The sequence below is a fragment of the Vibrio variabilis genome (assembly GCF_003263785.1).
In the GTDB taxonomy this organism is placed as follows: Bacteria; Pseudomonadota; Gammaproteobacteria; order Enterobacterales; family Vibrionaceae; genus Vibrio; species Vibrio variabilis.
The window spans coordinates 17,422-34,518 of record NZ_JYJK01000105.1; the positions used below are offsets into that span (position 1 = coordinate 17,422).

The following is a 17,097-nucleotide window of genomic DNA, read 5'->3' on the forward strand; positions in this document are numbered from 1 at the left end:
CCATGGCGTTGTCACGCCTTTTTAAGCAAAAAAGGTTTCTAGTCCCTTAATTCGAGCAACTGCTTTTTCAGCTTCCGCGCTGGTTGACTCGAGTGTTTGTGTCACATTTTGAATACTGACTTCCATTTCCGTTGGAATGTCGGGCTGAATAAAGCCATGAGGCAGCGCACCATGAAACTTAGACCGCACCGAGCGAAGGTGATGCTCAGCGTGTTTAATTTGAACCAGTACCTGCTCAGACTTCGTTACCCACTCTTGAAGCATGGCTTCATCAAGACCATTTGTTGTGACCAAGGTAGCCAAAACAGAGCGGTTGGCGATGTCTTTAATCACCAAATGACTGGACGCATTGATGTCGAGTCTTAAGCGGCAAAGGTGGGTGTTTTGGTTAACATAGCCATAGACTTCACTCCCCCTTCTTTGATCGCTCGGCTGAGCTCATCTTTGGCAATATAGACCCAGCGGCTGTCGCCTTTTTCACTCTCCGACACCGACATATTGCTTTGAAGCAACACCAACTTCACCAAGTCAGTGGCGGCACCGACTTTGTATGATTTCGCATTACTGATGTCGTATTGGTAGACATCTTTACGAAGCAGTCCAGAACCTGCTTCCATTGACAGCGGCATGGCAAACTCGGCTTCAATTTCATCTTGAATGTCGGCCAGTTGTTCTTTGCCTTCTTCAATTTGTTGGAAGACTTCTTGTTGGTCAAAGGCATGGTTCAGAGCGAATTCTTTGATAACGGTGCGCACTATCTCCAGTGACTCAGGGCTATTCCATAGGCAATCTTGGAGCAAGAGTAAATCTAGTGGGTTAACACTGTCGCGGCCATTAAAGAACGCGCTCGCCTTGAGCAATTTAACGGATTTTTTCCAGCGTCGGTCGGATACATAGAGATCGGCCTCCGACAAGGTTGAGCGATGCTCTTCCGCTGCGGCTTCGAGCATGGTTTTGAGTTGGTAGAGCTTTTCAAAAACATCATCACTAAGCTTGACGTCGTTGAGCTCTCGCTGCCATTGATGGTATTCATCATCTGTAATGGCGAGGCCTTCCGGAATTTTGGCTTCTTCCGATGTGCCAACCGTCAGCATGGATTTGAAGTTTTGTTTGTTTTGGATTCGGTTAACGAAAATGCGCACCAACATACGGTCGTAAAGAGCCTCTAGTCCGCTGTCTTCATCTGGCAATTCGTTGGAAGCAGACACCAATAGACGCATCGGCACTTTTTCAATATCGCTACCGTTTTTAAACGTCTTTTCATTCACGACAGTGAGTAGCGTATTCAAAATTGCAGGACCTGCTTTCCAAATCTCATCTAAAAACACCACCTGCGCGGTTGGTAGGTAACCCTCAGTGAGTCGTAAATAGCGACCGTTGTCTTTTAGCTCTTGAATACTCAGTGGACCGAACACTTCTTCTGGTGTCGAGAAGCGTGTCATTAAGTACTCAAAGTAGCTGCTATTATCAAAGGCTTGGATAAGGCGTTTGGCGATCAAACTCTTTGCGATTCCCGGAGGTCCCAACAGGAAAACACTCTCTCCAGCCAAGGCAGCTAATAGGCAGAGTTTGATGGTCTCTTCACGCTCATATACACCATCAGAGAGTGCTGAGGCGAGTTTATTGATTCGTTCTGAAAGTAACGCTTTGTCAGCGTGTGAAACTACAGTGGCTTAATCATGCCAATACCTCAGAGCACAAAATTAGAATGCATAGTAAATTTATACAATTGTTATCATTTTGTTACAAGATCTTTCGAAGGGTGGGTTTTTAATCCTGATCTCATAACTCACTTTTATCATGTTGATTTTATTTAGATTATGGCAAATTCAACGGCAATCCAGGCCGTCGATATTAGCCAAAAGTATGAGAGAAAGCTTGTTTAGCGCGATGAAAACCCATGGTTGGCTTTTTGACAATTTTACCCATAAGACTCGGGTGGTAACGCCATTGGCTATCAAACAGTGATAGTACCTCTGGATTGCCATACTTAGACAGGCACAAAGAGTGGAAACGGTTGTAGCGTCCTTTCAGAGATAGCATGCTCTCCATCGTCTCTTGCTCTTGTTTAGGCGCAATGAAATCGGAGATCACAAGCAGATCTGCATTTTTATATTGCTCACCCTGCATGATGTCGACAGCATAATTGAGTACCTTGCTTAAATCAGTCCCCCCTTAAAGGTATAGGATAGAAAATCGCACGCTTCCTTAAGCCCCTTAGCGCCAGACAAATCATAAGTAATGAAGGTGGATGAGAACAAAATGACATGGCAATCACGCTGCTGCTCTGCTGCCATTTTCATCAATGCGTAGGCCATTGCCTTCGCAGATTTCTCTGGTGCCCCTTGCATTGAGCCAGACACATCAACCGCGATAAGCATCGGCCCTTTCTCTTTGGTCGCTTCTCCATCAGACTGTGTGGGCGCGTGTAATTGTCGGATAGTCCTCTGCTTCCCTTCCGCCTTATAAGTCAATAGGCGCTTTTCCACCAAGTGCTGATAGAACACCGTTTCAAGCTCAGGATAGGCAAGATACATGGTTTCATTCGGCAGCAGTTTATTGATGTCGTTGCTAGCATGAATGCCTACTATGTCGTCCGTGGCAAAGTCTGATTTTTCCTCAACGACAACATCATCATGGCTTTCAACTCGGTTGAGTTCAGGCGCATCCACTTCTTCCGCCATTCGCCCCAATTTATCCGCAATCGCACTGAGTTCACTGTGTTTCGCAAGGTAGTCTGCCGTCTGTTCAATTGACTTCCAGTCTTGTTTGGTTAGCTCTGCGCCTGCCAAATCCCACAATCGGCCGAGCTGCGCATTTTCGCCAGACTGGGTCAGGTTTTCCATATCTTTGAGGGTATCGATACGTTGGTAAAGCTGCTTTAAGAAGCGAGATTTCTGCTGATCCAGCGTCACTTGCTGCTTGTCTTCCACCGCGCTTTTTATACTCTCATACCATTGCATGCAGAACTGACGGGCGAATAGAGAGCTTGGGTAAGTATGTTTAGAGGCTACAAGCTGATAGGCTTTATCGCGGAATTGTGAATCCTGTGGAAGCTTTTCAATTATGTCTTCAACGCTTTGCTCAAACTCAGATTCAGTAAGGTACACAGCATGTTGATAAAGGTTCAGCTCAGCTTGGATGGAGTCAGTTTGCTGGGTTTTAATGAGCTTGCGTTTGACACTGTGCGTCCACTTCGCCACAGACGCAGTCAGGCTTTGTTTGACGCTGTCTTCGTTTCCAAGTCCCATGAGTTCTGTGTGCTGCATGATTTCACGGACAGCGGAATCGATCATGCCCGACTCTGCCACCATCAATGCCAAATTCAACCCGTCTGCCCCTAACACGCCTGTCTTACCTCGACTAAAACCGCTCGAACACTCTGATATACAGAAACTTACTGAATCAAAATAGTGGAGCAATCAGAGATTTCATTTTCGATACGCTTCCAAAACCCAATACTCCTGTCAGTTTGCCCATCGACATTTGATAGTTTGTATGCTCATATTAAGCGTTCAACATCGAAGTCACGGAAGCTTTATGACTCACAAAACCCTTCACCAATGGAAGTCGATTTCACTCATTGAGGAGCAAGTCACCCTACCCAACCAGCAAACCATTACTCACACCACGATTAAACATCCGGGCGCTGCGGTAATACTCCCTGTAACTGAGAGTGGAGAGCTGTTATTGCTCAATCAATACCGTCCATCGTTGAAAAAATGGCTACTGGAACTGCCCGCGGGCACGATGGAGCTAGGTGAAGATCCTACACAATGCGCTCACAGAGAATTGATTGAAGAAACAAGCTATGCTGCCAAGACGATGATTTCTCTTGGGCAAGTGACGCCATTAGCCGGCTTTTGTGACGAGATTCAGCATCTGTTTATCGCCAAGGAGCTTGCTCCCAGCGATAAGTATCAGTGTGATGACGATGAAGTCATTGAACTTGTGACAATGTCACTAAAACAACTACAACAACACATCATCGACGGTACGATTACCGACGCCAAAACCATAGCGTGCTTAAGCAAAGCCTCGCTATGTGGTTACATTTAGGAGATATTCAATGGACTTTCGCTCAGACACGGTCACCAAACCTACCCAAGCAATGCGCGACGCGATGGCTAATGCGCCCGTCGGCGATGATGTGTACGGCGATGACCCAACGGTAAATGAACTCGAAGCCTGGGCTGCAGAACGTCACGGGTTTGAAGCTGCGATGTTTACAACCTCAGGCACGCAAGCAAACCTTCTTGGGTTGATGGCGCACTGTCAACGCGGTGACGAATATCTTTGTGGCCAGCAAGCACACAACTATAAGTACGAAGCCGGTGGCGCCGCAGTGCTTGGCTCAATTCAACCTCAACCAATTGAAAACAACCCAGATGGCACATTGGATTTTGGTAAGCTTAAGGCTGCGATTAAGCCTGACGACAGTCATTTTGCGCGCACTAAGCTGCTCAGCCTTGAAAACACCATCAATGGCAAAGTGCTGCCCCTCTCCTATCTTGCTGAGGCGAGAGAGTTCGTTGATGAGCACGGTCTGAACCTGCACCTTGACGGCGCTCGTGTCTACAACGCAGCGGTTGCATTGGACGTGGATGTGATTGAAATCGCCAAGCATTTTGACTCGATGACCATCTGCCTGTCCAAAGGCTTAGCGCCCCTATTGGCTCTTTGCTTCTTGGCTCCAAAGCTTTATCGAACGTGCAAGACGTCTACGTAAAATGGTTGGTGGCGGCATGCGTCAAGCGGGTATTTTGGCGGCAGCAGGTAAGCTAGCATTGACCGAACAAGTGTCTCAGCTCGCCACAGACCATAGCAATGCCAAAAAGCTTGCTGAGGCTTAAATGCCATCCCGGGATTCAGTGTGAACACTGAGTTTGTTCAGACCAACATCGTATTTGCTAAGCTAGCCGAATCCGTGGACATTGATGCGATCGCTAAAGAACTAGCGCAGCAAGACATTACGATTTCACCAAGCAACCCGGTTCGATTTGTAACGCATAAAGACATTTCTAGCCAAGATATTGATGTATTGCTAGAGAAGCTTTCAACGTTGGTCTAACTTAATTTCGGCTAGTTTTATACCGCAAATTAAGGCTAGCCCAATATACTGATCTACCTCGCATTTATGCCTGAGATGCTTGATCTTGACCTAGGGGCAAGGTTTATCTTGTTGCCTAAGTTAAGTCTTTTATGAGTCGTTATGAACATTTTTTCCAAAGTTATTACTGGCCTCACATTCTCTCTGGCGCTAGGTAGTGCTCCAGCACTCGCTTCTCAAGAGAGCACAACACCCTTTGGTGATGCCAAACTTGGCGAGATGAAAGCGCCTAGCTGTGTGTTTTGCCATAACCCAAACGGAGCGCCTAGCCAAGCTAGCTACCCTAATCTAAACGGCCAAGATCCTTTGTATTTGTTTAATGCGATGAATGCCTACTTAAATGATGAGCGCTCTGGCGCGATGGCCGCGTTAATGAAAGCGCAATTGCAAAACTTAACAGAGCAGGACTTACGTGACGTGGCTGCGTTCTATTCATCAAAATAGTAACGCTGGACAGAGCGATGTGTGCTCGACATGAACAACGAATAAGTTGTTAACTTTGTTAGTGAGTAATAAGCTAGAGCGTCATTCAGTCATCCATACTCAACCATAAAATCTCAGATATGTCGCAATTAAAACAAGAAATTACGCTGCTAGGCGGCATAGGACAGATGTCCACTACCTTACTGGGCACCGGTCTGTTTATGGTACCCGCCATTGCTGCAAGCATAGCGGGTGAACAAATTCTTTGGGCGTGGTGCGCACTGCTTATTGCTATCTGTCCGATAGCCATTACATTTGCCTCTTTGGGCAAGCGTTATCCGAACGCTGGCGGCGCATCGTTTTTCGTTCGACAAGCTTTTGGCTCTAGGCTGGAAAAAGCGATAGCGCTGCTGTTTATCAGCGTGATTCCTGTCGGTGTGCCTGCAGCTATTGCCATTGCTGGCGGTTTTGCTCAGCAGTTTTTACCCAGCTTCTTCTCTCACCCTATCGCTTCACAGCTTTTTGTGGTTGCGCTGCTTATGGTAGTCAACTTTTCTGGCAGCAAGTCGTCTAGCCGTCTTCAGACCTTTATTGCCATCGGTATTATTCTTTTGGTGGTTAGCTTCGTAGCCAGTAGCGACATCAATAGCGCCGACTTTCTACCCTCAACCGCATCTTCCATCGAAATAGCGCCTATCACTCAAGCTATCGCTGTCATGTTCTGGTGTTTTGTCGGTATCGAAGCCTTTGCTCATATGGGGGAAGAGTTTAAACGCCCAGAGCGTGACTACCCTATTGCCATATTGGTTGGCTGCCTGTTAGCGGGAGCGGTTTACTATGCATTCTCTGTAGTGGTTCTTGAGCATCATGCTTTTGGTACACAAGCGCTGAATACTGCTTCTGTGCCATTTATTGCTGAGCAGCTTTTTGGCACTCAAGCGAAATGGATAATCAGTATTGTTGGCTTTTTAGCCTGTTTTGCGACCATCAACCTCTACACACAAAGCTTGTCTCGAATGATTTGGTCACTCGCCCGTGAGTATCGTCCTAACAGCGCTGCAGCGCGTGTCTCCATCAAAGGTGTACCAACAGCCGCAACGCTGATCGTTGGTGCAACGCTCACCGTGTCATGTGTCTTTGGTTATTGGTCTGGGATTGATATTGATGTCTTCCTAACCCTAGCGAATGGTATCTTTGTTGTTATTTATCTATTCGCGATGTGGAGTGCTGTTCGACTGCTGACAGGGGGCGTCAAAAGCTCGCCGTGCTTTCACTGGCTTTATGCGTCGTCGTGCTATTTTCAATTGGTTTAGCCATGTTGTACGCCATTGCGATGCTGGCACTGCTGTGGGTCTTGGTAGGAAAATTAAAAACTTAGCTGAGTGCTGAATGCTGAATGCTGAATGAGGAAGGGAAATATGCGGCTTAACGAAAAGCCGCATAATTGCAGTAAAAGATTTAGATTAACTGGTTACTGTTGTTAGTCATGATTCATAAATCCTTGCTTCTCAAGGTAACTCAAGACGCTTTTTGAAAAGTCCACATGTGACTGTCGGGTGTACTTGAGTTTTGTGTACACCTGCGCAAGGTTCTCAACGTCGGACTCTTCGATCATCTGCTTCAGGTCTGGGTAAGACATATAACGCGCCCAACCGTCCGTTTCCCGCTGTTTGTATATAGCTTCTATCGTGCATCGTCCTGATCTTGGTACACCTCATGATGTACTAGACCATCCATCGGTAAACGATCGCGAATTTCTGGGTTTTCAGCAGGATAACCTAATGAATAACCAACGACGGGAACCACGCCCTCTGGAAGTTTTAGAATTTCGCCAATCTTGTCGCAGTTGGCAAGCGTTGAGCCCATGTAGCAAAGCCCCAAGCCTTTTGCCTCTGCTGCGATAGCGACATTTTGTGACACCAAGGTGGCATCGATGGCGGCAATCATGAAACTCATAAAGTTATCAAAGTTCAACGGTGCATCACTTTGCTCTAACCACTTGCGCATTCTGCGAAAATCAGCGCAGAACGTGAGAAGCACAGGTGCATCGACCACCATGTTTTGGTTCATGTGTGGCTCATACAAAGCCTCTCTTCGTGCTTTATCTTGGGTCACGATTATCGAGTAAGACTGCATATTGCCGGAGGATGAAGCGCGCACGCCAGCTTGGAGAATTTCATCCAGCAGCTCTGGGGCGATAGGATCATCGTGATATTGGCGAATAGAACGGTGTTGGTGAAGAACGTCAAAAACATCCATGCTTTGGCTCCGTGTTTTATCTTCATTGTTTTAGGAATCAGCAGCATAGATCATTTATCAATAAGAGTTCAAACCACGAACAGTGGTAGGGTTCAAATATCCACAATTTAACGCACTGAGGATTTTGCGTCCGCTTCGTTATCCAACGTCGTTTTATCATTATCCTCTACTTTGACTTCACCAGCTCTAGGGTTACGCCAGATCTGATAACCTCTAGCCTGCATGCTCTTACCCAGCAAATGCGCGGCAACCGGAGCCGTTAATAAGATAAACACCAAAGTACCCACCACTCGCGATAACACGGTGAGGTCATGAATCGTCAGTGCGACCGCAAATAGCAGAGCAGCAAGCCCTACCGTGCCCGCCTTGGTCGCAGCGTGCATTCGCGTATACAGATCGGGCATTCGCACCACGCCGATACTGGCGATTAAAATCAGCAGCGTGCCGAACACAAGTAAAACGGCAACCATAACACTCATTACGCACCTCCCGCTTTCTTGTCCTTCACTATCAGTCTCGCAAACGCAATGGTGCCGAGAAACGCCACCAAGCCGAGCGTTATAGCAATATCGAGTAAGGACTTTTGCTGCGTATCCAAAGTGACAATGGCGATGAAACCTATGGTAATAAACGCTATCAAGTCCAGTGCGACAACTCTATCAGCCAACGTTGGGCCTTTGGCCAATCTCACAAAAGCCAAGACCAAGCTTACCAACAAGCCTACGTAGGCAAACTGAATACTCATTTGAACCCCACTATCCACGTGTCACCTCCAATATACGTCTTTCCATCCCTTGCTTGATGCTTGTAATGACATCTTGGTGATCTGGTGCAAACATGGCGTGAACCACCAAGTGTTTCTTATCTGGTGTGACATCTAGGCACAGGCTACCCGGTGTGAGCGAAACCATATTAGCGAGAAGGGTTATTTCTATGTCTGTCTTGGCATCGAGCGGGACATAAACGATGTCGGGCTGACTCAAATGCGTCGGTGTAATGACATCCCACATTACCCGAACCACCGAAATCATCATCTCGTAGATGAAGTAGGCAAGCAGCGCCACCGACGCAGCTAAACGACGAAAGTAGCTGGCTTTCAACCCAAAAGGTTGGCTCAGGCGAAGTGCAAAGTAACCAACGACAAAACCGATCACAAAACTGCTGCCCGTATAACTGCCGTTTATCAGCATCCAGGCCAGCGCTAGGAATAAATTAAGTAGAAAATAACGCATCATCACCCTCCTAACACCGCGCGAACATACGCTTCAGGTACCAGAAGCTGATTCGCCGCCCCCATCGCAAACTGAAACAAAGGCTCTGCGGCAAAACCAATGATCAAGCTTGTCGAAGTCAATATCACTATTGGCACGTAGTAAAGTCGCTGAACCAAGCTAGGTAGCACCGTCACCTCACTGTCTGAAGGCTCTGGCTTCCAAAACGCCTCACTCCAAATCTTGGTCATCGAAAAAATCGTCAGCAGCCCAACCACTAGTGCCGTTGCTGCCAGCACATAGTGCTCGGTCTGCAAGCTGTCTTTGATCACCAAGAACTTACCCCAAAATCCAGACAGTGGTGGAAACCCGGCAAGCGAAAACGCAGGTATGATGAACAGAAAGGCCAAAAACGGCATAGATTTGTAGACCCCGCCAAGCCTGGACAAATGACTCGAGCCATAGCGGCGCTCAACAAACCCTCCAATGAGAAACAGGTTTGCTTTGACGATTATGTGATGGACGATATAAAAAATCGCGCCTGCCAAGGCCAAAGGTGTGTAAATCGCTAGCCCCATGATCATGTAGCCAATCTGGCTAATGATGTGAAAAGAGAGTATTCGCTTGATATCAAACTGAGCTGCTGCCCCCAATACACCCGTTAGCATCGTCAAACCTGCAACCCAGAGCAAAACCGGCTGCCAACCGCTCTCGGTTAACGGGAAGACCAAAGTAAACATTCTAATTAACGCGTAGACACCCACTTTGGTGAGCAAGCCAGCAAACAGTGCCACCACCGCACTCGGCAAGGTGTGGTATGACGCAGGAAGCCATGAGAAAAGCGGGAACAAAGCCGATTTAATGGCAAAAGCGAATAAGAAAAGAAGCGCGAGCAGTACTTTAGTGTCTGTTGGAATCAAACCTGCCTTGGCATGAAGATCAGCCAAGTTCAAGGTACCGGTGGCGCCATAAAGAAGCCCGATTGCCAGCAAAAACACCAGCGTTGAGATAAGGTTTAATACTACATATTTGACCGCACCATCAACTTGAACGCGCCCTGCATCAAGTACCATCAAGCCAAACGACGCAATCAGCATCACCTCGAACCAAACGTAGAGGTTGAAGATATCGCCTGTTAAAAACGCGCCATAAACACCAGCGAGCAGGACATGTATTAGAGCATGGTAAACGCCATATGATGGCTTATCAGCAAGGTCTGCCATTGCGTAAAACACGCACACGCCGCCGATAATAGCAGTGACAAGCACCATGGCAGCGCTCAAGTAATCCGCTACAAACACGATCCCAAATGGCGCCGCCCATTGGCCAAAGGCCACCGCTTGCGGTCCATAATTCACGATAACGACTAACAGACCAATGCTGACCAATACGGTCGCTACCGCACTGATGCCACTAATCCTATCGACCCACGATGAACAGCTTCGAACAAAAAACACGAATACTGCAGTGAGCAGTGACACCACCACAGGTAAGGTCAATACGAGCTCGGTCATGACTCCTCCTCTGAGCGCGTGAGCGACTCAATGTCGGCACTTCCCCGTTTCTTGGTAGGCGCGGTAGAAAAAGGAGTAGTGCAAAGACAAGCAGACCAAAGCCGATCACAATGGCCGTGAGTACCAGAGCTTGTGGTAACGGATTTACGAAACCCTCAGGAGGCAGCACCTTATCAGCAGCAATCAAGGGAGCAGGGCCAGATCCAAGGCGTCCGCTAGTAAAGATGGCAAGATTGACCGCGTTGCTCAACAGTATCAGGCCAAAAATCACCCGAAGAAAGTGGCGCTCAAGCATCAAGTAAACGCCCGCCGCAACAAACACGCCAATCACCGTACTCCATAATATTTCCATTAGTCGAGCTCCTCATTGACATGAAGTAACATCCCCATCACACCACCGATGATCGCCAAATAGATCCCTACATCAAACACAAGTGGCGTTCCGAGTGGCAGCACCTCTTTCCACCATAATCCAGTGAGATAAGGCAGCCCTAGCAGCAAGCTAACGACACCCGATACCGCACTCAGGCAATACCAAACATCGCAATGCCAAAGGGTGAGTAGTAAAGCCGCTCGCGGACGTAGCGTGGGGACTCAGCAAACATTAGAAGTGATAGGCCAATAACAGCGATCAGTGCGCCGATAAAGCCACCGCCCGGAGAGTTATGACCTCTTAGCAATAAGTAGAGCGAGAACACCAACATCAAGGCAGCAACTATGTGCGCCGTTGTCGCGAAGATCAGTGAATGGATGCGATTTTGCTTATGAGCGCCAGTATTAAGCAGACTCACTGCAGAGATGCCCGCAATCACCACCACCACAACTTCGCCAAAGGTATCGAACGCTCGGAAGTCCACCAGAATCACATTCACAATATTGCGCCCATGACCGCCCGGAACACTCTGCTCTGCGAAGAAGTTGGATAACGTAAAATCAATGGGTTGTGCTGTGATGGTAATGAGAAGCGCTGTGACTGAAGCACCAATAACAATAGCGACAATCGCATGAACCGCTCTGCGTTTACTGCTGTGTTTTGGGACGGTCGAAAACATAGGCATGTGCCTTATAAGCAGTGCGACAAACACCACCAGCAAGGTTTCAACCAAAAGTAAGGTTTTTGCTACGTCTGGTGCGCTGTAAAGCATAAAGACTAGAGTCGACATAAAACCTATCACCCCTAATGCAGCGACGGCGAGTAGCTTGATGTCGCCACGATGCAAAGCCCAACTGAAGCCATCATCACAAGAGCAATCACCGCTTCAAGCGAGGTGAACTGTGCAGCTACCGTTGGCCAGTGGAGGTTTTCAATTGAGAGTTGAGATAACAGTAGCAACGCCAAAACCAAAAATGACGTCAGTGCATAGCCACCCAGGCGTGTATGTTGTAATCGCTGCGTTTGCCATTTCGCCACAGAAACCAAGCCAGCCATGACCTTATAGAACATATCGTCAGCCACAGGCAGTTTGAATGACGTCTTCCCCCACCAATCGTGATAAGTGGCCGACAACTTATAAAACAGCACGCCAAGCGCCAAAGTAATACCACTGAGCACAAGTGGCAGATTCACTCCCTGCCACAGCTTGACATCTTGCGCGACGACTTGAGGCGCGACCGTGTTCACTCCCGGTGTAACAATATTCTCATTGAGCCAACTTAGGGCGAGTACGGGAACAACAAGGCTACCTAACGCCAGTAGTGCTGGTGGTATCCAAAGCATGACGTTGTGTTCTATAGGTTTTGCATGTTTATGATTTGCACCAGCCTTAGATAGAAACGGTTTTAATATTAGAGACAGCGCCAGTGACACCATGAGCGCATTGACCACCAACAGTAAGACAAGCACGTAAGTATTGGCTTCAAGTAGCGCCTTATACATGTATTCTTTACTGAGGAACCCCATAAAGGTGGAACCCCAGATTTTGAAAGCGCTGCGACGATAGCGACGATCAAAGAGAGCACTAGAACACCGCTCAAACCACGCAGCACGCGAATATCCCGTGTACCGGTTGCTTTATCAATGTTTCCCACCACCATAAACAGTGCCGCCTTGTAAAAGGCGTGGGCAATGATCAATAACAGCGCTGACACCAACGCTAACTCACTACCAATACCAATCAGCAGCACCAACATTCCGAGTATCACATTGGTGCTGTAGGCCAGCATCAACTTTAGGTCTGTCTGCTTAATCGCTAGTAATGCACACCAAAGTGCCGTAAAACCGCCGACTGTGATGAGCGTGTAAAACCAGACATCGGATTGAGCGTAGATGGGCGAAAGCAGCGCAAGTAAAAACACACCAGCTTTAACCATGGTTGAAGAGTGCAAATACGCGCTCACTGGTGTTGGCGCAGCCATCGCATTGGGTAGCCAAAAGTGGAACGGAAACTGAGCAGACTTAGTAAACGCACCGATGAGCACCAATATCATTGAGGCCATGAAAGAGGAATTTTGTGCAATGCTCTGCTGATTATCGATAATGACGCTCAGTTGATAACTGCCTGCGGCCTCTCCCAACAGAATGAGACCGGCCAACAGTGCTAATCCGCCCGCCCCGTGACCATGAGTGACTGTAAAGCGTTTGTTCGAGACTGGCTTTTGTCGTGATTAAAGCCAATCAACAGATAAGACGTCAGTGTGGTTAATTCCCAGAAAACAAACAGCAGCAAGATGTTGTCGCTCACCACAACACCCAGCATAGCCAACATAAAAAGCGTTAAGTAAGTGTGAAACAGGCCTCTATCCGGGTACCCCTTTAGGTATGCGATGGCATAAAGCTGCACCATCACACCAACACCGGTGATCATGGCAGCAAACAGATAAGAAAGACCACTCAATCGAAAACTTAAATCGATACCTAGGCTGGGCACCCAAGCGAGATGCCAAGTCACACCAGATGGGTGATACCAATGGGTAATAACGGCAAACAGCGCAGCAGGCAAAGCAGCAAACAACCACAGCATATGATTTTGCTTTGACGACTGTTTAATCTGTGCTCTGTTTAATCCGTTTACCATCATTAGCGAGTTACCCCCTCTTCCAGTCAAGTAAGCATGAGGTGAGCGAGCCTATCTTGGCACACTCACCTCTGTGCAAACTGTATAATTGGACGTATTGAATAGAGGTGCTAAAGCACCCTTTCAGAGGCCTGTGAAGGAATGGAGTCTGGATGATGTGCGACCATGGCGTTGATGGACTCAGATTGCTGATTCAGCAATTCAATGGCGTCGTAGCGACAATCGCCAATGTCGTTGCGCGGACAAACATGGGTTTGATGACGTTCTACAAGCTCGGTCTGGCAAAGTGGACAATGGTGCTTCATAACATCCTCCTGTGATCGCTCACAATTCGTTTGTTTACGTGACTAAACACTTTCCACTGCGCATATTGGCTCTATTATTTTTGTTAAGTGAGCCTGTTCTTTACTTGGTTGTTTTCCTGTTTTCAGATGTCGTTGGTATCGTTCATTCAATCGGCGTTTTGAACCCTGCCGGTTTTAGTGCAACCAGTGAACAGTTGATAGACTGCAACACGTTCTCTGCCGTGTTGCCAATCACGAAACCCGATATACCGGTTCTAGCAACGGTTCCCATGACAAGAACGTCAATATCTTGTTCTTGTACGCATTTTGGAAGCAGATCGTCTGCTTTGCCGTGTAAATGATGAATGACGGTATCACCATGGATTTGTGACTCATCAATAAGGGCATTTAGGGCTTCTTGATGACGCACTCGCTCACTTTCCACCTCCTTCGCCACATCTTCATGCTCGATCTTTATCCAGATATTTCTATCAAGATAATTCTCCATATAGTGTTGCCAACAAGAAATGACGTGTAGACGACTGTCGCAGCTATCGGCAATGGAGCGAGATAGCTCAAGCAACCTTAGAGCGAGCGCGTGCTGCTCATTGGTAGAGGTTGCGGGATCAATCGCCACTGCAACGCGACGCTTGTTCTTAGGTTTAGAGGTGGGTTTATGAAGCCAAACCGGACTAGGACACTTTCGAAGAAGCGTCATATCGATCGCTTTAAAGCCATCACCATCTTCTGAGACAGGTTCCGCTTCTTTGATAACTAGATCGTTGTGGTGATTGAGCACGTGACGAATAATACACACCGCTGGTTGCTCGCTACTTTGAACCTCAATGGGAAACGACACCTCATGGTCAGCGATATTTTGCTCTGCACGCGTTTTTTACCACACTCTGGTGCAACGAATCTTGAAGAGAGCTTTCGTAGGCATGTTGATACTCTACAAGCTCGTCTGGAAAGGTGGGACTCGCGATTAAGCCCTTAACTGGAACCTTGTTATTGGCCGCTAACAATAACGCTTGCGACAACGCGTCACTATGGCCGGGTAAACCTTGGGTTGCAAAAAGTATGTTCTCAAAGCGTCTCATACATTCCTCCTTGGTTGGAGAAATAGTAATCAGCCCTACCCCTCAATGGCTAGTTAACAATTGTAACCAACAATTAACAAATGAGAGCTATTATCATTAACAACCTGATTATTGGCGAAAAATCAAACGGCATAATTTATAAAACACGCGCCAGATAAAAGAAAAGACAGACTCAAAAGCCTGTCTTTTCGGTAGATGTTAACAAAACCTAGCGTTTCTTACCCCGTCCCGCATGGATCTTCAGCTTAGCTTTCATCTTACGTTTGTCGGCACCTCGACTGCGTCTGCGTGGCGCACGATCGGTTCAATTTCCGATTCTGGGCTTGGCTCGAATCCCGCAAGCCACTCTTGGGGCAAACGCGAGTCCAGCAAACGTTCAATAGCTTCTAAGAGATACTGCTCGTCGTGGCTCATTAGAGATACCGCAAGTCCCGCTTTACCTGCTCGACCAGTACGCCCAATGCGGTGAATATAGTCTTCTGCCTTGTACGGCAAGTCATAGTTCACGACTTGTTCCAGCTGTTGGATATCTAGGCCACGGGCAGCAACATCGGTTGCAATCAATGCGCGAACTGCGCCCGATTTAAAATCATCGAGGCTTTTTGGCGGGCGCCTTGGCTTTTATCACCATTAATCGATACCGCTTTAATACCATCGAGCTTCAGCTCTTTCGCCAGTGCATCGCTGCCCTGCTTAGTTTTAGTAAAGACAAGAACTTGCTGCCAATTGCGTGAACCAATTAAGTAGGCAAGTAGTTCATGCTTACGCTTTTTATCGACTGGGTAAACCATTTGCTTAACAGTATCTGCCGTCGAATTTGCTGGCGTCACCTGCACTTCTACGGGTTGATCCATAATGCGATGTGCGAGAGTTTTAATACGCTGCTCGAACGTTGCCGAGAACATCATGTTTTGACGCTCTTTTGGCAGACGCTTCAAGATGCGGTTCAAATCCGGCATAAAGCCCATGTCCAACATACGATCTGCTTCATCCAGCACCAAGTACTCACACTCAGCAAGTGTTAGATTGCGTGTATGTTGGTGGTCAAGGAGACGACCAGGTGTTGCCACTAGGATATCCGCACCGCCTCGCAAGTTCTTCGTTTGCACGCCGATACTGGTTCCGCCATACGCGACAACGACTTTAAGCTCAGTCGATTGTGTGTATTGAACTAAGCTATCAAACACTTGCTGCGCGAGCTCACGCGTTGGAGTGAGAATAAGAGCGCGAATGACTTTACTGTCCGCCTCTCTTGGCTTTGGATCATCGAGCAGTTTCTGAATCAGTGGCAAACCAAATGCGGCGGTTTTACCTGTGCCTGTTTGCGCACCGGCAAGAATATCTTTGCCATCCAAGACAAAAGGAATGGCTTTTTCCTGAATCGGTGTCGGCGAGGTGTAATTAAGATCAGCAAGGTTTTGCTTCAGCGTGTCGCTCAATGCAAAGGCATCAAAGGTGGACTGCTCACTGGCAGGTTCGAGTAAAGTCTTGTCTGTCATAACGTCGCCAACAGGATGTATTCAAAAGGGTCGCGAGTGTACCAGAAACCGAGCGTTAGGTTAATGCTATTCTTATCGACTCTACTGATTAGCCTGCTGTTTTGCTTTTTCTAACACCTCTGGATACAACTGACTGAAAAACGCCGAAAACTCTTTATAGTTTTCCTCCAACTGTTCGCCACACTCTGCCAGCGGTGCCATGCGCATGCTTCGCAGAGACATCCTCTCAAGGGCAAACTTAATGTTATCGAAATCTTGATACGACTCAAGCCAGCGCCCTTGCCACATATGGGTGCTCATACGAACAAATCGCTCTGGTAATGGGGCTGAGGTCTGCTTAATGGTCAGCTCTGCATGATCGACAAACTGCGCAAGAGAGTGCGAATGAAAACTTGTCCAATGTTTCGCAAGACAATGATCCCAAAACATATCCATCGCGATAGGCGAAAAGCGCTTTAGCTCGGCATCAAATAAGGTTTTGCACTGCTTCATAATAGGGTGTTTGTCGGTATAGGAATCGACGAATCGATGTAGCATGATGCCTTCAGCAATTTCCTGTTGATAGATCTTAGTTGGATCACCTTTGACAAAATCCCCCAACAAGTTTCCCAGTAAACTACTGTCACAATGTTCGGCAATATGTAAATGAGCGAGAAAGTTCATAGCACCCTAATTTTTTGGCT

12 protein-coding genes and 7 pseudogenes are annotated in these 17,097 nt (G+C 47.5%); 4 read left to right on the forward strand and 15 right to left on the reverse strand.

All coding sequences use genetic code 11. The annotated features are described in order from the left end of the window. Positions 1-21: 21 nt before the first annotated feature. The 3 genes and pseudogenes from TZ48_RS18910 to TZ48_RS18915 all read right to left on the reverse strand — a co-directional run bounded on the left by TZ48_RS18910 (position 22) and on the right by TZ48_RS18915 (position 3,347). A pseudogene (locus TZ48_RS18910) lies at positions 22-1,628 on the reverse strand (ATPase RavA domain-containing protein). Positions 1,629-1,854: 226 nt separating this feature from the next. Further along, positions 1,855-2,130, reverse strand: a complete 276-nt coding sequence (locus TZ48_RS25440) for a hypothetical protein (protein WP_239670971.1) — start codon at positions 2,128-2,130, stop codon at positions 1,855-1,857. A 29-nt stretch (positions 2,131-2,159) separates the two neighbouring features. Next, positions 2,160-3,347 (reverse strand): vWA domain-containing protein, encoded by a 1,188-nt coding sequence (locus TZ48_RS18915; RefSeq protein ID WP_239670972.1) that lies wholly within the window; start codon positions 3,345-3,347, stop codon positions 2,160-2,162. 193 nt (positions 3,348-3,540) lie between these two features. Between TZ48_RS18915 and TZ48_RS18920 the strand changes: the two genes are divergently transcribed. The 4 genes and pseudogenes from TZ48_RS18920 to yjeH all read left to right on the forward strand — a co-directional run bounded on the left by TZ48_RS18920 (position 3,541) and on the right by yjeH (position 6,911). Continuing rightward, complete coding sequence (locus tag TZ48_RS18920) at positions 3,541-4,059, forward strand: NUDIX hydrolase (RefSeq protein WP_112480272.1); 519 nt, start codon at positions 3,541-3,543, stop codon at positions 4,057-4,059. 10 nt (positions 4,060-4,069) lie between these two features. After that, positions 4,070-5,071 (forward strand): annotated as a pseudogene (gene ltaE, locus TZ48_RS18925) (low-specificity L-threonine aldolase). 141 nt (positions 5,072-5,212) lie between these two features. Further along, positions 5,213-5,554 (forward strand): c-type cytochrome, encoded by a 342-nt coding sequence (locus TZ48_RS18930; protein WP_112480273.1) that lies wholly within the window; start codon positions 5,213-5,215, stop codon positions 5,552-5,554. A gap of 119 nt (positions 5,555-5,673) precedes the next feature. Next, a pseudogene (gene yjeH / locus TZ48_RS18935) lies at positions 5,674-6,911 on the forward strand (L-methionine/branched-chain amino acid transporter). 102 nt (positions 6,912-7,013) lie between these two features. On the opposite strand, the gene TZ48_RS25450 reads toward yjeH, so the two are convergent. The 12 genes and pseudogenes from TZ48_RS25450 to TZ48_RS18995 form a co-directional block, all read right to left on the reverse strand. Further along, positions 7,014-7,172 (reverse strand): hypothetical protein, encoded by a 159-nt coding sequence (locus TZ48_RS25450; protein WP_239670974.1) that lies wholly within the window; start codon positions 7,170-7,172, stop codon positions 7,014-7,016. Positions 7,173-7,216: 44 nt separating this feature from the next. Next, positions 7,217-7,792 carry a nitroreductase family protein gene (locus TZ48_RS18940; RefSeq protein WP_239670975.1) on the reverse strand — a complete coding sequence of 192 codons (576 nt, stop codon included), beginning with the start codon at positions 7,790-7,792 and terminating at the stop codon, positions 7,217-7,219. Between the two features lie 107 nt (positions 7,793-7,899). Continuing rightward, on the reverse strand, positions 7,900-8,271 hold the full coding sequence (mnhG, locus tag TZ48_RS18945; RefSeq protein WP_112480274.1) for a monovalent cation/H(+) antiporter subunit G: 372 nt from the start codon (positions 8,269-8,271) through the stop codon (positions 7,900-7,902). After that, on the reverse strand, positions 8,271-8,537 hold the full coding sequence (locus tag TZ48_RS18950) for a monovalent cation/H+ antiporter complex subunit F (protein WP_112480306.1): 267 nt from the start codon (positions 8,535-8,537) through the stop codon (positions 8,271-8,273). Before TZ48_RS18950 ends, mnhG begins: the two co-directional genes overlap by 1 nt. A 10-nt stretch (positions 8,538-8,547) precedes the next feature. Further along, entirely contained in the window at positions 8,548-9,024 is a 477-nt protein-coding gene (locus TZ48_RS18955; protein WP_112480275.1) for a Na+/H+ antiporter subunit E, read from the reverse strand. Between the two features lie 2 nt (positions 9,025-9,026). After that, entirely contained in the window at positions 9,027-10,517 is a 1,491-nt protein-coding gene (locus TZ48_RS18960) for a proton-conducting transporter transmembrane domain-containing protein (protein ID WP_112480276.1), read from the reverse strand. Then, positions 10,514-10,869 (reverse strand): annotated as a pseudogene (locus tag TZ48_RS18965) (Na+/H+ antiporter subunit C). Before TZ48_RS18965 ends, TZ48_RS18960 begins: the two are co-directional and overlap by 4 nt. Further along, a pseudogene (mbhE, locus tag TZ48_RS25455) lies at positions 10,869-13,432 on the reverse strand (hydrogen gas-evolving membrane-bound hydrogenase subunit E). The pseudogenes TZ48_RS18965 and mbhE overlap by 1 nt, the downstream one beginning before the upstream one ends. Positions 13,433-13,641: 209 nt before the next feature. Further along, on the reverse strand, positions 13,642-13,836 hold the full coding sequence (locus TZ48_RS24480) for a bromodomain-containing protein (RefSeq protein WP_162674662.1): 195 nt from the start codon (positions 13,834-13,836) through the stop codon (positions 13,642-13,644). 142 nt (positions 13,837-13,978) lie between these two features. Beyond that, positions 13,979-14,915, reverse strand: a pseudogene (locus tag TZ48_RS18985) (universal stress protein). A gap of 208 nt (positions 14,916-15,123) precedes the next feature. After that, positions 15,124-16,414, reverse strand: a pseudogene (locus tag TZ48_RS18990) (DEAD/DEAH box helicase). 81 nt (positions 16,415-16,495) lie between these two features. Further along, positions 16,496-17,077, reverse strand: a complete 582-nt coding sequence (locus TZ48_RS18995; protein WP_112480279.1) for an acyl carrier protein phosphodiesterase — start codon at positions 17,075-17,077, stop codon at positions 16,496-16,498. Positions 17,078-17,097: the final 20 nt, after the last annotated feature.

What these genes read in the sequence shown, in the direction of transcription:
- TZ48_RS18920 (WP_112480272.1), top strand. Translation starts at nt 3,541, where the DNA reads ATGACTCACAAAACCCTTCACCAATGGAAGTCGATTTCACTCATTGAG.
- TZ48_RS18950 (WP_112480306.1), bottom strand. Translation starts at nt 8,537, where the DNA reads ATGAGTATTCAGTTTGCCTACGTAGGCTTGTTGGTAAGCTTGGTCTTG.
- TZ48_RS25440 (WP_239670971.1), bottom strand. Translation starts at nt 2,130, where the DNA reads ATGCAGGGTGAGCAATATAAAAATGCAGATCTGCTTGTGATCTCCGAT.
- TZ48_RS18995 (WP_112480279.1), bottom strand. Translation starts at nt 17,077, where the DNA reads ATGAACTTTCTCGCTCATTTACATATTGCCGAACATTGTGACAGTAGT.
- mnhG (WP_112480274.1), bottom strand. Translation starts at nt 8,271, where the DNA reads ATGAGTGTTATGGTTGCCGTTTTACTTGTGTTCGGCACGCTGCTGATT.
- TZ48_RS18960 (WP_112480276.1), bottom strand. Translation starts at nt 10,517, where the DNA reads ATGACCGAGCTCGTATTGACCTTACCTGTGGTGGTGTCACTGCTCACT.
- TZ48_RS18955 (WP_112480275.1), bottom strand. Translation starts at nt 9,024, where the DNA reads ATGCGTTATTTTCTACTTAATTTATTCCTAGCGCTGGCCTGGATGCTG.
- TZ48_RS18930 (WP_112480273.1), top strand. Translation starts at nt 5,213, where the DNA reads ATGAACATTTTTTCCAAAGTTATTACTGGCCTCACATTCTCTCTGGCG.
- TZ48_RS18940 (WP_239670975.1), bottom strand. Translation starts at nt 7,792, where the DNA reads ATGGATGTTTTTGACGTTCTTCACCAACACCGTTCTATTCGCCAATAT.
- TZ48_RS25450 (WP_239670974.1), bottom strand. Translation starts at nt 7,172, where the DNA reads ATGTCTTACCCAGACCTGAAGCAGATGATCGAAGAGTCCGACGTTGAG.
- TZ48_RS24480 (WP_162674662.1), bottom strand. Translation starts at nt 13,836, where the DNA reads ATGAAGCACCATTGTCCACTTTGCCAGACCGAGCTTGTAGAACGTCAT.